The organism is Streptomyces daliensis (genome assembly GCF_054782395.1).
This window is the reverse complement of the sequence record NZ_BAAGSO010000054.1, coordinates 64,917-81,500: the sequence shown is the minus strand read 5'-3', so window position 1 is coordinate 81,500 and position 16,584 is coordinate 64,917. Positions and strand designations below refer to the sequence as shown.

The 16,584-nt window shown below is 71.9% G+C and carries 11 protein-coding genes; 7 read left to right on the top strand and 4 right to left on the bottom strand.

Annotated elements, in window-relative coordinates:
* Window positions 1–46: 46 nt before the first annotated feature.
* The 4 genes from ACYVOO_RS11295 (at window position 47) to ACYVOO_RS11280 (ending at window position 6,993) form a co-directional block, all read left to right on the top strand.
* Window positions 47–2,281, top strand: a complete 2,235-nt coding sequence (locus tag ACYVOO_RS11295) for an ABC transporter ATP-binding protein (protein ID WP_461015514.1) — start codon at window positions 47–49, stop codon at window positions 2,279–2,281.
* A 210-nt stretch (window positions 2,282–2,491) separates the two neighbouring features.
* Window positions 2,492–3,481, top strand: coding sequence for a FadR/GntR family transcriptional regulator (locus ACYVOO_RS11290; RefSeq protein WP_453346692.1), 990 nt, complete (start codon window positions 2,492–2,494; stop codon window positions 3,479–3,481).
* Window positions 3,482–4,318: 837 nt separating this feature from the next.
* Window positions 4,319–5,923, top strand: coding sequence for an RNA polymerase sigma factor (locus ACYVOO_RS11285; RefSeq protein ID WP_453346691.1), 1,605 nt, complete (start codon window positions 4,319–4,321; stop codon window positions 5,921–5,923).
* 239 nt (window positions 5,924–6,162) lie between these two features.
* Window positions 6,163–6,993, top strand: a complete 831-nt coding sequence (locus tag ACYVOO_RS11280; RefSeq protein ID WP_461015513.1) for a S1 family peptidase — start codon at window positions 6,163–6,165, stop codon at window positions 6,991–6,993.
* Between the two features lie 288 nt (window positions 6,994–7,281).
* On the opposite strand, the gene ACYVOO_RS11275 is transcribed toward ACYVOO_RS11280, so the two are convergent.
* Entirely contained in the window at window positions 7,282–7,512 is a 231-nt protein-coding gene (locus ACYVOO_RS11275; RefSeq protein WP_461015512.1) for a DUF7455 domain-containing protein, read from the bottom strand.
* A gap of 450 nt (window positions 7,513–7,962) precedes the next feature.
* Here ACYVOO_RS11275 and ACYVOO_RS11270 point away from each other — a divergent pair, with 450 nt between their 5' ends.
* The 3 genes from ACYVOO_RS11270 (at window position 7,963) to ACYVOO_RS11260 (ending at window position 12,860) form a co-directional block, all read left to right on the top strand.
* Entirely contained in the window at window positions 7,963–10,086 is a 2,124-nt protein-coding gene (locus ACYVOO_RS11270; RefSeq protein ID WP_461015511.1) for a DNA gyrase/topoisomerase IV subunit B, read from the top strand.
* Window positions 10,087–10,815: 729 nt separating this feature from the next.
* Window positions 10,816–11,265 carry a DUF485 domain-containing protein gene (locus ACYVOO_RS11265; RefSeq protein WP_461015510.1) on the top strand — a complete coding sequence of 150 codons (450 nt, stop codon included), beginning with the start codon at window positions 10,816–10,818 and terminating at the stop codon, window positions 11,263–11,265.
* On the top strand, window positions 11,262–12,860 hold the full coding sequence (locus ACYVOO_RS11260; RefSeq protein ID WP_461015509.1) for a solute symporter family protein: 1,599 nt from the start codon (window positions 11,262–11,264) through the stop codon (window positions 12,858–12,860). Before ACYVOO_RS11265 ends, ACYVOO_RS11260 begins: the two co-directional genes overlap by 4 nt.
* 125 nt (window positions 12,861–12,985) lie before the next feature.
* On the opposite strand, the gene ACYVOO_RS11255 is transcribed toward ACYVOO_RS11260, so the two are convergent.
* From ACYVOO_RS11255 to ACYVOO_RS11245, 3 genes are all read right to left on the bottom strand, one after another.
* Window positions 12,986–13,228: a DUF6411 family protein gene (locus ACYVOO_RS11255; RefSeq protein WP_461015508.1), complete on the bottom strand. Its 243-nt coding sequence runs from the start codon at window positions 13,226–13,228 to the stop codon at window positions 12,986–12,988.
* Window positions 13,229–13,438: 210 nt separating this feature from the next.
* On the bottom strand, window positions 13,439–15,154 hold the full coding sequence (locus ACYVOO_RS11250) for an ATP-binding protein (protein ID WP_461015565.1): 1,716 nt from the start codon (window positions 15,152–15,154) through the stop codon (window positions 13,439–13,441).
* 362 nt (window positions 15,155–15,516) lie between these two features.
* The gene (locus tag ACYVOO_RS11245; protein WP_461015507.1) at window positions 15,517–16,566 is read right to left on the bottom strand and encodes a sucrase ferredoxin; all 1,050 of its coding nucleotides are present in this window, start codon (window positions 16,564–16,566) and stop codon (window positions 15,517–15,519) included.
* Window positions 16,567–16,584: the final 18 nt, after the last annotated feature.

Below are 16,584 nucleotides of genomic sequence, written 5' to 3'. Positions count from 1 at the left end.
GTTATCTTTCATGGGTGCATCCCCCATGTGTTCTGCGGGAGAAGCGATGATCCAGGCCATCGGACTCACCAGCGTGCCCCGCCGCCACGAGCAGCCGGCTGTCGACGATCTCACCTTCGAGGCGCGCGCCGGACGCGTCACCGTGCTGCTCGGGCCCGAGGGTGCGGGCAAGACGAGCGCGCTGCGGATGATGCTCCAACTCGACCCGGGCCGTGGCGTGGCCCTCTTCCGCGGGCGCCCCATGCACCGGATCCCGTATCCGGCACGCGAGATCGGTGTGCTCCTCGGCGACGTCCCGGGCCACCCGTCGCGCACGGCGCGCGGGCACCTGCGCATGCTGACCGCGGTCGCGGGAGTTCCGGTGGGCCGGGCCGACGATGTGCTCGACGTGGTCGGTCTGAGCGGGTTGGCCGACCAGAAGCTCGGGGCGTTCTCGCTCGGGATGGACCGTCGGCTGGGCGTCGCCGCGGCGCTCCTCGCGGACCCGCACACCCTCGTCCTCGACGAACCCGCCCACGGGCTCTCGCCCCGGGAGGCGGGCTGGCTGCACGGCCTGCTGCGCGGCTACGCGGAGCAGGGGGGAGCCGTGCTCGTCACCTCCCGCGACCCACGGGAGGCCGCACGGCTCGCCCACCGCGTGGTCACCCTGGACGAGGGCCGTCTCGTGGCGGACCAGGAGGTCGCTGACTTCGCCCGTACACGGTTGCGCCCTCGCGTGGCCGTTCACACCCCGCATGCCGAGCGGCTGGCCACGGTCCTCTCGCAGGAGGCGCGCCGGGCGGACCGTACGACCGGGGCGGGCGGACGCATGGAGGTGGTGCGCGAGGGCGGGAGTCGCATCTCCGTCTACGGCAGCACCTGTGCCGAGGTGGGGGAGGCCGCATACCGGCACGGGATTCTCGTGCACCAGCTCGCCGACGAGATCGGCGACGCCGGGGACGTCTCGCCCACACCGCTCCTGGCCAGGGCCGACGGTCGCCACGCGCGAGGGGCCGTGCCCGTGAACCTGGCGGCCTCCGCGACTCCCGCGACCCCCGAAGCCCCGGCGGCCTCGGGGCCTCGGGAGGCCGAGGTGCCGGTTCCCAGCAGGCCGATCGTGCCTCACGCCGTGTCCGCGGTCCTCTCGTCCTTGGTCGACCGTCCCTCGGCCTCCCCCGACTCGGGTCACCGCGCCGCACGAGGCACTGCTGTCGCCCCCCGCCCCGGCGCCGTCGCCGCCGACACCGGCCGGTCCCCGGGCGGTAACTCCCCCTCCGACGACGGCCGGGCCTCCGCCTCACCGGAAACTCTCGAGGCCCCCGAGGCCCCCGAGGCCCCCGAGGAGCGAGGGGCGGGGTCCCCGGCCAGAGAAGGCTTCCCGTCGCGGCCCAGGGCGGGCTCGTCCGGTCAGCTGGTTCAGCTCCCGCCGCGTACCCCGGCTGTGCCCCGCCCGGGCCCCGTGGCGCCCCTCCGCTACGAGCTGCGCCGTCTCTTCGGTGTGCGTATCACCTGGGTCGTCCTCGCGATGGCGCTCGTGACGGCCTGGGCGTCGGCGATGCTCCTCGCCCGCACCGGAAGCGGTGCGGACGGCGCTTCTCCCGCGTTCGCGGGCGGGGCCCTCGCGCCGGTCTTCCGGCTGCTCATCGGCTGGCCCGCCGTGACCGGCTTCTTCCTTCCACCCTCGGCACTCGCGGCGGGCGTGCTCGGGGCGCTCGCCTTCGGGCACGAGTTCCGCTACCCGGCCCTGGCCCCCGCGCAGGCCCCGGTCCCGCGCCGCCTGGGCATGCTCGTCGCCAAACTCGGCGTGTCCGCGGCGACCGCGGCCCTGCTGTGCGTGGTGACCGCCGTCGTCAACGCGGCGACGCTCACCCTCGCCTTCGGCCGCGACGTTCTCGCTCCCGCTTCCGGCCCGGTCGCCCCCGTCCACTTCGCGGGCGCGGTCGGCTGGGAGGTCCAGGCCATGGCGATCGTCGCCCTCGCCGTCGGATGCGCGTGGGCGGGGCTGCTGGCCGCCGGGGTCTTCCGTTCCGTCACCGCGGGGGTCCTCGCGGTAGCGGCGGTGCCGTTGCTGGTCGCCCCCGGGATGCGGACGCTGCTCAGCGGACCGGCGGGCAGATCCCTCGACGGGCTGCCCGAGCGGCTGGAGGCGGCGGTTCTCGTGCCGGTGCCCCCAGGGCTGGAGCACTGGATGGTGATCGCACTGCACTTCGCCTCACAACCCGTCGGAAGGGCGCTCGCGTTGTCGCTGACCGCACTGTTGTGCGCGTACGTCTTCACGTCGCTGCGCAGCAGAGCGCGCTGACCCCGGCCCGTCCCCTCCCGGAGAGCCCATCGAGGCCCCGTCCCCGCCCGGTGCCGGGAACCGACGACCGCCGTGCCGCGTCTTCCGCACCCCGCCCCCGGCGCGCCGGGGAAATCCCCAACCGCCGCGTAGAACAACGGAGATGAAAAGAGTGTCCATTTCTTTCCGATAAGGCGTCAATTGTGAGGAAGTCAGCGATCACCCTTTCGTGTGCTTTTCACCAAAGCCCTCAAGGCGGTCCTGAGCGCCGCCGACAAAGGATGCGTGACTACCCTTGCGCACACCATGATGACCGCGGCCCGCTCGGCCGAAGCCGGATTCGCCGGTCCTGGCGAGCTGGACCGCTACGCGTACCCCGAGTCCTCCGGAGCGGCACGCACGACCACCAACGCCCCTGCCTGGGAAGGTCCGGAAGCCGACATGAGCCGGGTCGGCCGTCGCGCCGCTGGCAGCCGCGGGCGTGGCCTGCACGGCCAACTCGTCCAGCAGCTCGGCCAGATGATCGTCTCCGGCGACCTGGGCGCCGACCGTCCGCTCGTGCCCGAGGAGATCGGGCAGCGCTTCGAAGTCTCGCGCACCGTCGTCCGTGAGTCCCTCCGCGTGCTTGAGGCCAAGGGCCTCGTCAGCGCCCGTCCCAACGTCGGCACCCGCGTCCGCCCCGTCAGCGACTGGAACCTCCTCGACCCCGACATCATCGAGTGGCGGGCCTTCGGACCGCAGCGGGAGGACCAGCGCCGTGAACTGAGCGAGCTGCGCTGCACGATCGAGCCCCTCGCCGCCCGGCTCGCCGTGGGCCAGGGCCGGGAGGAGGTGCAGCAGCGCCTCGCCGACATGGTCGAGATCATGACCCACGCCCTCGCGCAGGGTGACACGATCACCTTCTCCCGCGCGGACGCCGAATTCCACGGACTGCTGGTGCAGTCGGCAGGCAATCGCATGCTCGAGCACCTCGCGGGAATCGTTTCCTCGGCCCTCCAGGTCTCCGGCGGCCCCGCCACCGGCTGCGAGCGGCCCACGGAGGCGTCCGTCGCGCACCACCGCCGGGTCGTCGAGGCACTCGGCGCGGGGGAAGCCAACGCCGCCGAGTCCGCGATGCGCCAGCTCCTCTCGACGGGGCCCGACGGCGAGGCTCGCCCGGCCGCGCAGCAGGGTGCTCCGAGCGGCGCCGATCATGTGGTCCCCGCGCCGCGCGAGCACTGAGGCCACGAGGACCGCTGGCCGGCCATGGCGTAAGGCGCGCGTTGTGCGGCCACCCCCGCACCCCCGCCTTGGCGCCGGCCGGTTCGTCACCGGGTCAACTCGCCGCACGGGCAACCCCCGTTCCGGCGAACCCGGCGACGCCTCCCGTGGCCGTCAGCGCATACGGCCGTGCCGTCGGACGTCCGGCGACACGGCCGTATCCATGCCGGAGCGCCCCGTTCCGTGCCCGGCCCTGACCCTGGCCCTGATCCAGGCGCTCGGCCCGTGCGCCGGGCTCACCCACCGGTCGGCGCGCCTGGTCCGCCCACCGGCCCGGACCGGCGCACCCCGGTCACCGGGCCCGCCCGCCCCGCCCACCGCGTCGCCGGACCACCTCGCCGGCCTGCCGGGCACCCCGCCACGATGCCTCTGGGGGAGACGGGCCCGCACGAAGCGGCCCCCGCGCGGCGGACCCGCCGGTGTCAGCCCGGTCCGTGTGGGTACCTGAAAGCGCCGGAGAGTTCCGTCCGTCCGCGTGTCCGCACACGCCCGGCACGCCGGAAGCGGCGCGGTGTGAGCGTGCGGCAGACGGGACGGAGGGTGTACGAGCCCAGAAGCAGGGTCAATTCGTCCGGTTCTCACCGCATACACCCGGATACATGGTGTGACTCGGACCACGCGGATGGGGCGTAACGCTTCTCGCTCCAGCGCGATGACTCAAAGAGGTGACAGCCGAGGAGGGAATACGGACACCGTGCGTGGCGCTCACGCAAGGCACCGTTTTCCACCACTGCTCAGCCCGCGCCGTCGGTCTCTCCGCCGGCGGTCCGCCGTATCCATCGTTCCGAGAGGTTGTTCGTGTCGGCCAGCACATCCCGTACGCTCCCTGCGGAGATCGCCGAGTCCGAATCTGTGATGGCGCTCATTGAGCGGGGAAAGGCTGAGGGGCAGATCGCCGGCGATGACGTGCGTCGGGCCTTCGAGGCTGACCAGATTCCGCCAACCCAGTGGAAGAACGTTCTGCGCAGCCTCAACCAGATCCTCGACGAGGAGGGTGTGACGCTGATGGTGAGTGCCGCGGAGGCGCCCAAGCGCACCCGTAAGAGCGTCGCAGCGAAGACCCCGGCCAAGCGCACCGCCACCAAGACGGTCGCCGCCAAGCCCGCCACCACCAAGAGGGAAGCTCCGCGCCCCGGAGCCCCGGACACCCGCACCCCCTCCGCTGACGACGTCGCCGGGGACACGGCGGCGGACTCCGGCAGGAAGCCCGCAGCCAAGAAGGCCGCCGCCAAGAAGACGGTGGCGAAGAAGACCACGACGGCTGCCGCCGCCAAGAAGACCGCCGCTCCCAAGAAGACGGCCGCCAAGAAGTCGGTTGTCGACGAGCTGCTCGAAGGCGACGACGAGCTGGTCGAGGAGCTTCCGGCCAAGCCGGCCAACAAGCCGGGTGCCGACGACGGCCCGACGGCCGAGGTCAAGAACGAGAACGAGGGCTTCGTCCTCTCGGACGACGACGAGGACGACGCGCCGGCCCAGCAGGTCGCCGCCGCGGGCGCCACCGCCGACCCGGTCAAGGACTACCTCAAGCAGATCGGCAAGGTCCCGCTGCTCAACGCCGAGCAGGAGGTGGAGCTGGCGAAGCGCATCGAGGCGGGTCTGTTCGCCGAGGACAAGCTGGCCGCCGCCGACAAGCTCGCGCCGAAGCTCAAGCGCGAGCTGGAGATCATCGCCGAGGACGGCCGCCGGGCCAAGAACCACCTGCTGGAGGCCAACCTCCGCCTCGTGGTCTCCCTGGCCAAGCGCTACACAGGGCGCGGCATGCTCTTCCTGGACCTGATCCAGGAGGGCAACCTCGGTCTGATCCGCGCGGTCGAGAAGTTCGACTACACCAAGGGCTACAAGTTCTCGACGTACGCGACGTGGTGGATCCGTCAGGCCATCACCCGCGCGATGGCCGACCAGGCCCGCACCATCCGTATCCCGGTGCACATGGTCGAGGTCATCAACAAGCTTGCGCGCGTCCAGCGCCAGATGCTCCAGGACCTGGGCCGTGAGCCCACCCCGGAGGAGCTGGCCAAGGAACTCGACATGACCCCGGAGAAGGTCGTCGAGGTCCAGAAGTACGGTCGCGAGCCGATCTCCCTGCACACCCCCCTCGGTGAGGACGGCGACAGCGAGTTCGGTGACCTGATCGAGGACTCCGAGGCGGTCGTTCCGGCCGACGCGGTCAGCTTCACCCTCCTCCAGGAGCAGCTGCACTCGGTCCTGGACACGCTCAGCGAGCGTGAGGCGGGCGTGGTCTCGATGCGCTTCGGTCTCACGGACGGCCAGCCGAAGACGCTCGACGAGATCGGCAAGGTCTACGGGGTGACGCGTGAGCGCATCCGTCAGATCGAGTCCAAGACGATGTCGAAGCTGCGCCACCCGTCCCGCTCCCAGGTCCTCCGCGACTACCTGGACTGAGCTCCCGGGCCGCTGAGCCCTGGGCCCGAGCCGCTGAGCCGACGCTGGCTCAGGCTCCGGATCCGGCTCCGGTCAGGAATCGGCCACGGCAGACCGAAGGCCGGTGCCCCCTCACGCAGGGGGCACCGGCCTTCGTCGTGCGCCCCCCGACCGCCCGTCCGCGTGACGCTCCGGATGCGAACACCGCTTCGGCGGATCACGCTGGGTGGTTCCGGAGTCCCGTACGGTCAGGAGGCTGTATGCGTTCCCTTCGTGCCCTCCGCTGCCTCACACCTCTGCTGCTCAGCGGCCTCATGGCCGCCCTGCTCGTGCCCCAGGCTTTCGCCCGTGACCGCGTCATCGTGGGCGGTGATGCGGTACGGGTGGAGGACCACCCCTGGGTGGTCGCCCTCGCCAGCCGTGACCGCTTCGGCAGTGCCCGCTCGGGGCAGTACTGCGGGGGCGCGCTGGTGGGGAAGCGTACGGTCATCACCGCCGCGCACTGCCTCAGCAAGCCCGTTCTGGGGACCGACTACCGCAACGTCAAGGACCTGCGCGTGCTCGCCGGGCGCGGTGACCTCAACAGCAATACGGGCCGCGAGCTGCCGCTCCGCAAGGTCTGGGTCAATCCGGACTACGACAGCCGGACCAACGCGGGCGACATCGCGGTCCTGACCCTCTCCAGGTCCCTGCCCAAGGCGTCCGCGGTGCCCATGGCGAAGGCGGGGAGCCCCTCGTACCGGCCCGGGACCAGGGTCAGGGTCTTCGGCTGGGGAGACACGACCGGGAACGGAAGTTACGCCTCCGGGCTGCGCGCCGCATGGGTGAGCCTGCTGAAGGACACCGTCTGCGCACGCGCTTACCCGGGAAGTTCTGACGGAAAGTTCGACCGGAAATCGATGGTCTGCGCTGGGCTGACCAGGGGCGGCCGGGACGCCTGTCAGGGAGACAGCGGCGGACCGCTGGTCTCCCGGGGTCGCCTGGTGGGCCTGGTCTCCTGGGGCACCGGCTGCGGGGACGCGGGTCGGCCCGGCGTCTATACGAGGGTCTCGGCCGTGCTGGACATGGTCCAGAAGCACGGCGGCGGCTGAAGCGAGGACGCGAATGGGGCCGAAAAGAGCCCCTCGCTCCATGCAGCGGCGGCCGGGCCCGGCAAGGGCGCCGGGCCCAGGGCCGGGTCGGCACACCCCGACCCGGCCTTTTCGTGGCCGCCTCACAGCCCTCTGGGCGCCGGCTGAGGCCCGGAACGCGGCGGCCAGGCGTGATGGGACGAGAACGGGCGGCCATCCCGGTCTGGTGCCGGGAGTGGCCGCCCGTCGCGTCCGGCCCTGGGCCGGTCCGAGCTCGTCGGATGGGACGCGATGCGTCAGGTCAGCGAATCAGTGTTCGTCCTCACCTGCGGTAGCGGGAGTAGCCGTGAGCTTCTCCGTCTCGTCCTGTATCTCCGCGGCGATCTTCTTGAGCTCCGGCTCGAACTTACGGCCGTGGTGGGCGCAGAACAGCAGCTCTCCGCCGCTGAGCAGAACGACGCGCAGGTACGCCTGGGCGTTGCAGCGGTCGCAGCGATCGGCGGCCGTCAACGGGGTCGCGGGGGTCAGAACAGTAGTCACGTCGCCTCTTCTCTAGCTCGACGAGCTGTCGTACCAGGGTCAACATCCAACCAGGCCGAAAACGTTCCCGCTCTCGGCGTTTCCTCAGAAAATTTCTCTGCGAGGCGGCCGGACGTTGCCGGGTGGCGGCGAATGAGCCGTATTACTTGGTTTGCGTTGTATTCACGTTGTTGTCGCGCTTGTCCCGTTCTCCTGGTGAAGCCATCATCACGCTTCGTTCAAGAGGACGTGCCCGGAGCCTAAATGGTTCATGCCTGGATGTGAACGTGATGTACGCGTCACCCAGATGTGTTATCGAACGTATGGACGAGTATGGGCTAGCATAGCGCTCCTGGTGTAGCTGCTGGTGGCCCTAGCTGGGTGGCGTTAACACTCTCTCTCCTGGGCCTCGGTACCCTCTGATCCGGCAATCCAGCCATCACAAGCAGAATTCAGCGAGGAGCGAACCGCGTGACCGCCGAGACGTCCGTGCCTTCCACCGCACTGCTGACCGGGGCAGACCGGGATGGGGGCTCCAACTACACCGCGCGGCACCTGCTCGTCCTCGAAGGACTGGAGGCGGTCCGCAAGCGCCCCGGCATGTATATCGGGTCCACCGACAGCCGGGGCCTGATGCACTGCCTCTGGGAGATCATCGACAACTCGGTCGACGAGGCCCTTGGTGGCTATTGCGACCACATCGAGGTGGTCCTCTACGAAGACGGGTCCGTCGAGGTCAAGGACAACGGGCGCGGCATTCCCGTGGACGTGGAGCCGAAGACCGGCCTCTCGGGCATCGAGGTCGTGATGACCAAGCTCCACGCCGGAGGCAAGTTCGGCGGCGGCTCCTACGCCGCCTCGGGCGGCCTGCACGGCGTCGGTGCCTCCGTGGTCAACGCGCTCTCCTCCCGGCTCGACGTCGAGGTCGACCGCAACGGCCGTACGCACAGCCTCAGCTTCCGCAGGGGCGTTCCCGGGATCTTCACCGAGTCCGGTCCCGAGGCCCCGTTCGATCCCTCGGCCGGGCTCCTCAAGAACAAGAAGGTCCCCAAGAACCGCATGGGTACCCGCGTGCGGTACTGGGCGGACCGGCAGATCTTCCTCAAGGACGCCAAGCTCTCCCTGGAGACGCTGTACGCGCGGGCCCGGCAGACCGCGTTCCTGGTGCCCGGGCTCACGATCGTCGTCCGTGACGAGCGCGGTCTCGACGGCGAGGGGAAGACCGAGGAGACCTTCCGCTACGACGGCGGGATCAGCGAGTTCTGCGAGTACCTGGCGCAGGACAAGCCCGTCTGCGACGTGGTGCGGCTCCAGGGCAAGGGCAGCTTCAAGGAGACCGTGCCGGTCTTGGACGACCGCGGGCACATGATCCCCACCGAGGTGCAGCGGGAGCTGGGTGTCGACATCGCCCTGCGCTGGGGCACGGGCTACGACACCACGGTGAAGTCCTTCGTCAACATCATCGCCACCCCCAAGGGCGGCACCCATGTCTCCGGGTTCGAGCGGTCGGTCGCCAAGACCGTCAACGAGGCGCTGCGGGCCACCAAGCTGCTGCGCGTCGCCGAGGACGACGTCGTCAAGGATGACGCCATGGAGGGCATGACCGCGGTCGTGACGGTGCGGCTGGCCGAGCCGCAGTTCGAGGGGCAGACCAAGGAGGTGTTGGGCACCTCGGCCGCCTCGCGGATCGTCGCGCAGATCGTGGCCAAGGAGCTGAAGGCGTTCCTGACCTCCACCAAGCGGGACGCCAAGCAGCAGGCGAGGTCCGTCCTGGAGAAGGTCGTCGCGGCGGCCCGCACGCGTATCGCGGCCCGGCAGCACAAGGAGGCCCAGCGGCGCAAGACCGCGCTGGAGTCCTCGTCGCTGCCCGCGAAGCTCGCCGACTGCCGCAGCGACGACGTGGACCGCAGCGAGCTGTTCATCGTCGAGGGGGACTCGGCCCTCGGCACGGCGAAGCTGGCCCGGAACTCGGAGTTCCAGGCGCTGCTGCCGATCCGGGGCAAGATTCTCAATGTCCAGAAGTCGTCCGTCTCGGACATGCTCAAGAACGCCGAGTGCGGCTCGATCATCCAGGTCATAGGAGCCGGGTCCGGGCGGACCTTCGACATCGACCAGGCGCGCTACGGCAAGGTGATCTTCCTGGCCGACGCCGATGTGGACGGCGCGCACATCCGCTGTCTGCTGCTGACGCTGTTCCAGCGCTATATGCGGCCGATGGTGGAGCAGGGCCGGGTCTTCTCGGCGGTGCCGCCGCTGCACAGGATCGAGCTGATCAACCCCAAGAAGGGGACCGACAAGTACATCTACACCTACTCCGACAACGAGCTGCGGCAGACTCTGCTGGAGCTGGAGCGCACCAAGACGCGCTACAAGGAGTCGATCCAGCGCTACAAGGGTCTCGGTGAGATGGACGCCGACCAGCTCGCGGAGACGACGATGGACCCGCGGCACCGCACCCTGCGCCGGATCAACATCAGCGATCTGGAGGCGGCCGAGGAAGCGTTCGCCCTGCTGATGGGCAGCGAGGTGGCCCCGCGCAGGGAGTTCATCAGCTCCTCGGCGTCCACGCTGGACCGCTCCCGCATCGACATCTGACCGCCTGCCTCATCCGGCCGCCCGCCTCCACCCCAGGATGGTCCACCCACAGGTGGAGGCAGGCGCGGACAGAGGCCCGTCCGAGGTCCGTCCCCAGGCTGATCCGCCCGGGGTCCTCCACTCCGTAGCGTTGTCGGAGCAGGGGGAGCCGGGCCCACGGCTCCCCGTTCCCGAAGCGGACGGAGGCGCGTGTCATGAAGGGTGCACTCGAATGGGCGGTGGTCCTTGCTGTCGTCGCCCTCGCGGTCGCGCGGCGGATGAGGCCGCAGCGTATGGGCGGGGACGCGCCGGGCCGGCGGGCCGCATCCGTGGTGCGCGGATGGTGTGGTGCGCGTATCAGCACGGTCTTGCGGGCCGCTTCACCTGAAGGGGTGAAGGGTCCGGAATGCCCCGTCTGTGATCTTGCCCCTCTGGCCATCCTGGGGCATGCGCACCGACGACCCCTGGTACGACGCCCTCGCCTCCGGGCCGGGCGAGCACGACACGACCCCCCTCGCCGTAAAGGCGCAACGGCATCAGTACGAGCGACCGCAGCCCTACGAACAACCCCACGAACAGCCCAGTGGGCGGTCATACGCTCAGCGATATGAGCGGGGTGAGCGGGGTGAGCAGACCACGCCGGTCGTCCCCGGTCCCGTCACAGCTCCCGCCCCGGGCCCTGAGCGTGGCCGTGACCAGGCGGGGCGGCACGGGCCGCGCTCCGTCCGGCGGGCCCGCAGAAACGGTCACTTGACGGAGCGGGAGGGCAGCGACAGCGGCGACGGCAGAGGCCCGAGCGGCGACGGGTACGGGGGAGACGGCCCGTACACCGTGTCCGGTCAGGGGACCGCGCACGATCCGGGCGTGGCCGTCTATCTCACCGTCCAGCGCAGTGCCGCCTTCCAGCAGGTGCGCGGTCGCTACCGGCGCTTCGTGTGGCCCGCCACCGCCGCCTTCCTCGTCTGGTACTTCGCGTACGTGATTGCCGCGACGGTGGCGCCGGGGCTGATGGCCCGTCCGGTGTCGGGGGTGCTGAACGTCGCGATGGTGGCGGGGCTCGCGCAGTTCGCGTCCACCTTCCTGCTGACCTGGGCCTACGCCCGGCACGCCCGGCTGCGGCGCGATCAGCTCGCGCTCGAACTGCGGTGGGAGACCCAGGACATGGCACGTCACACGAGCACCACGGGGGAGGAGCGTTGAGCGGCAGCCACCAGACTCTGACGCTGCTGCTCTTCAGCGCCGTCGTCGCCGTCACCCTGGCCATCACGAGCTGGGCCGGACGCAGAAGGCACGGCACGGCCGAGGAGTTCTACGCAGGGGGGCGGCTCTTCTCGCCGATGGAGAACGGATTCGCCATCGCCGGTGACTACATGTCGGCGGCCTCCTTCCTCGGCATCTCCGGCCTCATCGCCCTCTTCGGCTACGACGGCATGCTCTACTCCGTGGGGTTTCTCGTCGCGTGGCTGGTCGTGCTGCTGCTCGTCGCGGAACTCGTGCGCAACTGCGGGCGTTTCACCCTGGCGGACGTCGTCGCGGCCCGCATGCGCGAGCGCCCCGTGCGCATCGCCGCCGGGTTCTCCTCCGTCACCGTCTCGGTGCTCTATCTGGTCGCTCAGATGGTCGGCGCGGGCAGTCTGGTGGCGCTGCTGCTGGGCGGCGGTACGAGCAGTGTGGCCAGCTCCTGGACCGTGGTCGGAGTGGGTGCGCTCATGGTCGTCTATGTCTCGTGCGGCGGCATGCGAGCGACGACCTGGATCCAGATCGTCAAGGCAGTGCTGCTCATGGGCGGCGCGCTCGCCCTCACGGCGCTCGTCCTTGTCCGCTTCGGTGGCGATCCCGGCGCCATGCTGTCCAGCGCCGCCGAACGCAGCGGCCACGGGCGGGACTTCCTCGCGCCGGGACTGCGGTACGGCGGCGATTGGACGCACCGCCTCGACTTCATGAGCCTCGGCCTCGCCCTCGTGCTGGGCACGGCCGGGCTGCCGCACATCCTCTCCCGCTTCTACACGGTGCCGACGGCCCGGGCCGCGCGCCGCTCCGTCGTCTGGTCGGTCGGACTGATCGGCGGCTTCTATCTGATGACCATCGTCCTCGGGTTCGGTGCCGCCGCGCTGGTGGGGCCTGACGCGGTCCGTATGTCCAACGCGGCGGGCAACACCGCCGTGCCGCTGCTGGCCATGGAACTGGGCGGGGGCGCGGGCTCGTCGGGTGGCGCGGCGCTGTTCGCGCTGGTGGCAGCGGTGGCCTTCGCGACGATCCTGGCCGTCGTCGCGGGCATCACGCTGGCGTCCTCGGCCTCCGTCGCGCACGACCTGTACGCCTCGCTGAGCAAGCGCGGCAGGCGTGGCGCGTACCGCGAGGTCGGGGTGGCGCGTGTGGCGTCCGTCGGTATCGGGGCCGTCGCGATCGGGCTGGGACTGCTGGCGCAGGAGCTGAACGTGGCGTTCCTGGTGGGGCTCGCCTTCGCCGTCGCGGCGTCGGCGAACCTGCCGGTGCTGCTGTACGCGCTCTTCTGGCGCCGCTTCACCACGCGGGGTGCTGTCTGGTCGGTCTACGGCGGGCTGGTGCCGGCGATCGCGCTGGTCGTGCTCTCACCCGTCGTCTCCGGCGGGCCCGGTGCGCTGTTCCCCGGGCTCGACTTCGCGCTCTTCCCGCTGGAGAACCCCGGCCTGGTCTCCATCCCGCTCGGCTTCCTCGCGGGCTGGATCGGCACGGTCACCTCGCGGGAGCGCGCCGACGAGGCGCGGTACGCCGAGACGGAGGTGCGGGCGCTGACGGGCGCGGGTGCGGTGTGACGGGTGCGGCGTGCGATGGGCGGCGGTGTGACGGGCGACGTTACGCGGCCCGGGCGGGGAGCCGGTGTGGTCCGGTTCCCCGCCCGGGCCGTCGTCGTGCGGTGGGCATCGAGGCGCGCCGCGTGTCAGCGGTGCAGGCGCCAGCGCGCCCGGCGGCCCGCGGAACCGCTGCGGCTGACGGCCCGTGAGCTGGTACGGAAGGGCTTGCTGAGCAGGCGCCCCGCAGGGCCTGGCGCCTTGCTGGCCGCCCGCGTGCCGAATCCGAGCGAGCGCTGAGTGCCACGCTCCGGATGGCGGGAGAGGCGGGGCAGAAGGAAGGCGAGTACGGCGAGGACGATACAAACGGCGACGATCCCGACGACAATCACAGGGATTCCCTCGTTTCGGGTGGGTTCGGGCCGTTCGGGTACCCATGGGCGCGTCTTCCAGTCCGCGCGTGACGGTGTACGGGGCGCGCGGTGGGGCGCGGAGAACGGAGTGCGGGGCCGCGCCGGGTCCGTGAGGGAAACGGCCAACGGGCCCGGCCCGTCGGCCCCGTGGTCCGTGCCGGTGCCCTTGCCGGTCCGCGGTCTCCGGCGTCAGCCCTCGGTCTCGGCCTCGGTCTCCGGGGGGCGCGGGGGCTGGAGGGCCTGGGGCAGTACCACCGTGAACTCGGCCCCGCCGCCGGGCGCTTCGCCCACGTGCGCGCTGCCGCCGTGCCGCTCGGCGAGCCTGCGCACCAGGGCGAGTCCCAGCCCGCGCTGACGGTGTGCGGGCGGGTCTTTGGTGGACCAGCCCTCCGCGAAGACGAGTTCGCGGCGTTCGAGGGGGACGCCGGGGCCGCTGTCGGCGACCCGCAGCGTCACACCGGTGGCCGCACCGTCCGGGGCCGCGTCCGCCCCCGCCGGCCCATCAGCGGGCCCACCCTCCTCCCCGGGCACCGGCACCGGCACGGGCACCGGCACCGGCACCGGCACGGGGACGCCCGCCTCCGTGACGTCGCACGCGCGCAGCTCCACCTCCACCCACGGTTCGTGGCCGTGGTCGCGCGCTCCTGCCGCCGCGTCCAGCGCGTTGTCGACGAGGTTGCCGACCACGGAGGCCAGCTCGCGCGGGTCCACCAGACGGTCGGGCAGCGCGCTGTCCGGCGCGATCCGCAGGGCGACCCCGCGCTCCGCCGCGACCGTCGCCTTGCCCACCAGCAGCGCTGCCAGCAGCGGGTCGTGCACGCGCTCCGCGATCTGCTCCGCCGTCGCCCTGCGCACCCCGACGGCCTCGCTGAGGTAGTCCAGCGCCTCGTCGTGCAGGCCGAGTTCGAGCAGGCCGAGCAGGATGTGCATCCGGTTGGCGTGCTCGTGGTCCTGGGCGCGCAGGGCGTCGATGAGGCCGCGGGAGCCGTCGAGTTCGCGGCCGAGGAGTTCCAGTTCGGTGCGGTCGCGGAGGGTGGCGACGGCGCCGCCGTCGTCGGTCGGCATCCGGTTCGCGAGCAGCACCCGGCCGCCCCTGACGGCCAGCAGGTCCGTGCCCGTCGCGCGCCCCGCCAGCACGTCCGCCGTACGGCCGTGCCCCAGGGCCTCCTCCAGGGGCCGCCCGGTGTCCTCGGGACGCAGCTCCAGCAGCCGTTGGGCCTCGTCGTTGACGAGCCGGATCCTGCCCCGGTGGTCCAGCGCGACGACGCCCTCGCGGATGCCGTGCAGCATCGCCTCGCGCTCGGCCAGCAGGGCGGAGATATCGGAGAACGCCAGGTCATGGGTCTGCCGCTGGAGCCTGCGCGAGACGAGGAGCGCCGCGAGGACGCCGACTCCGAGCGCGCCTCCCGCGTACGCCAGCAGTTCCGGCACCTGGCCCAGCAGCCGATCGCGGACGCTGTCGTACGCGATGCCGACGGACACCGCGCCGACCACCTCGCCGTCCGCGTCGCGCAGCGGCACCTTGCCGCGCGCGGAGCGTCCGAGGGTGCCCTTGTCGATCTGCCGGACCTCCTGTCCTGCGAGCGCGCGGCTGGGGTCGGTGGAAACGGGTTCGCCGACGCGTTCCGGTTCGGCGTGCGACCACCGGATGCCGCGTTCGTCCACCACGACGACGTAGCCCGCGCCCGTCGCCTTGCGGATGCGTTCCGCTTTGCGCTGTACGGGGCCGTCTGGCGAGGGCCCGGGGGAGGACGTCAGGTCGTGGGCGAGGCCGGGCTGTACGGCGGTCGTCTGCGCGATGGCCAGGGCGCGGTCCATCGCCTGGTCGTCCAGTTCGGAGCTGAGGGGGGCGAGGAAGAGGCCGGTGGCGACGGCGGTCACGCCCGTGGCGATGGCGAGCTGCATCAGCAGCACCTGCGAGAAGACGCGCTGCGGCCACCGGATCCGGGGCAGCCGGGCGGTCCTGGCCCACCGGAGCAGCCGGTTCCACCGGAGCGGCTGCCGCGTCACCCGCGCCGCCCGGAAACGGTGCGGGCCACGGCCCGGCGGCCGGGAAGTCGGCGCTGCGTACTGGCGACGGGGACGGCGACGGGGGCGGGCCCGTCCGAGGCTGAAGCGGTCACGGGCTTCCTCACGGAGGCGGTGGGGAGGGGCGAGGGGGCAAGGGGAGGGGGGCGGGCGCCCCGGGCGGCGTACAGGGACGTGCCGTGCGCTGTGAGAGGACGTGAGCGGTGTAGAGGTCTCGTGGGTGCGGGGAACCGTAACCCTCAGACCGGGGGCCGCGCTGTGACCTGGCCCGCTACCAGGGTGATGTCCTCGACGTGCATACGTTCCGGAGCCCCGGGCGCGGCGCCGCAGGCCGCGGGCACGGGCAGACCGTCGTCCATGGCGGCCACGGCGACCCGCCAGACGCGCCCGTCGGTGTGTCCGACGGTGACGTTCCAGCGCGGCGCGTCGCCCCGCGTCCGCAGCACGGTGAGCGCGTCCGCACTGGGCTCGCCCGCGTGCTCCCGTACGGCGAGGTCGGCCGCCTGCCCCGGCCTGTCCCAGGCCGAGCGCCCCCGGCAGCCCTCGGTCACCACCCGCCCGTCGCGTACGGCGCCGAGGACGCCCTTGACGGTACGGGCGCTGGCACGGGCGTACGCGTATCCGTACGGCAGCACCAGCAGCGTCGGCGCGAAGCGGTGGCCGCCGATGTGGGTGATCTCCCAGACGTCGCCCAGGCCCGAGGCCGCCAGCTCGGCGGCCAGGGGGCGGCCCAGCAGGGCGCAGCAGCGGTCGCGCTTGCCGTTGGTGCACACGAGGGCCAGGGGATCGCCGGTGTACGGGGCCCACAGGCCGCCGTGCTCCCCGGCGGAGAGGGCCGCGAAGTCCAGTCCGCGCAGGGCCGCCGCCATGTCCACGCCCACCCCCTTGCCTGTGTCGATGCCCGTGTCCGTGCCCGTCTCCGCGTCCGCGTCCGTCTCCTCCGCCGCCCCCGGCCCGTCGGCGCGCGTACGGGCACCCGCGCCGTGCTGTCCGACGAGGGCCGTCCGCACCCAGGAGTTGCCGGGGGAGGTGTGGGCGAGGAAGACCCGGCGCCGGCCGCCCGGCCGGTCGGCGTGCCGGCCCGGTCGCCGGATGAGCGCCACCCGCGCCCCGTGCGCCCCCGCCGCCGCTTCGAGCCCGCCGCCCAGCGTGGGGTCGAGACGGCTCTCGGTGAGCGCTTTGCCGCCCCACGGGCCCGGTTGTTCGATCAGCAGCCAGGTGCGGGCTGTGGCGGCGGTCGCCGCCACCGGTTCGGCGAGGTCCCGGGAGGCGGTCGCGCACGTACTCACGCAGGTGAGCCTAACCTC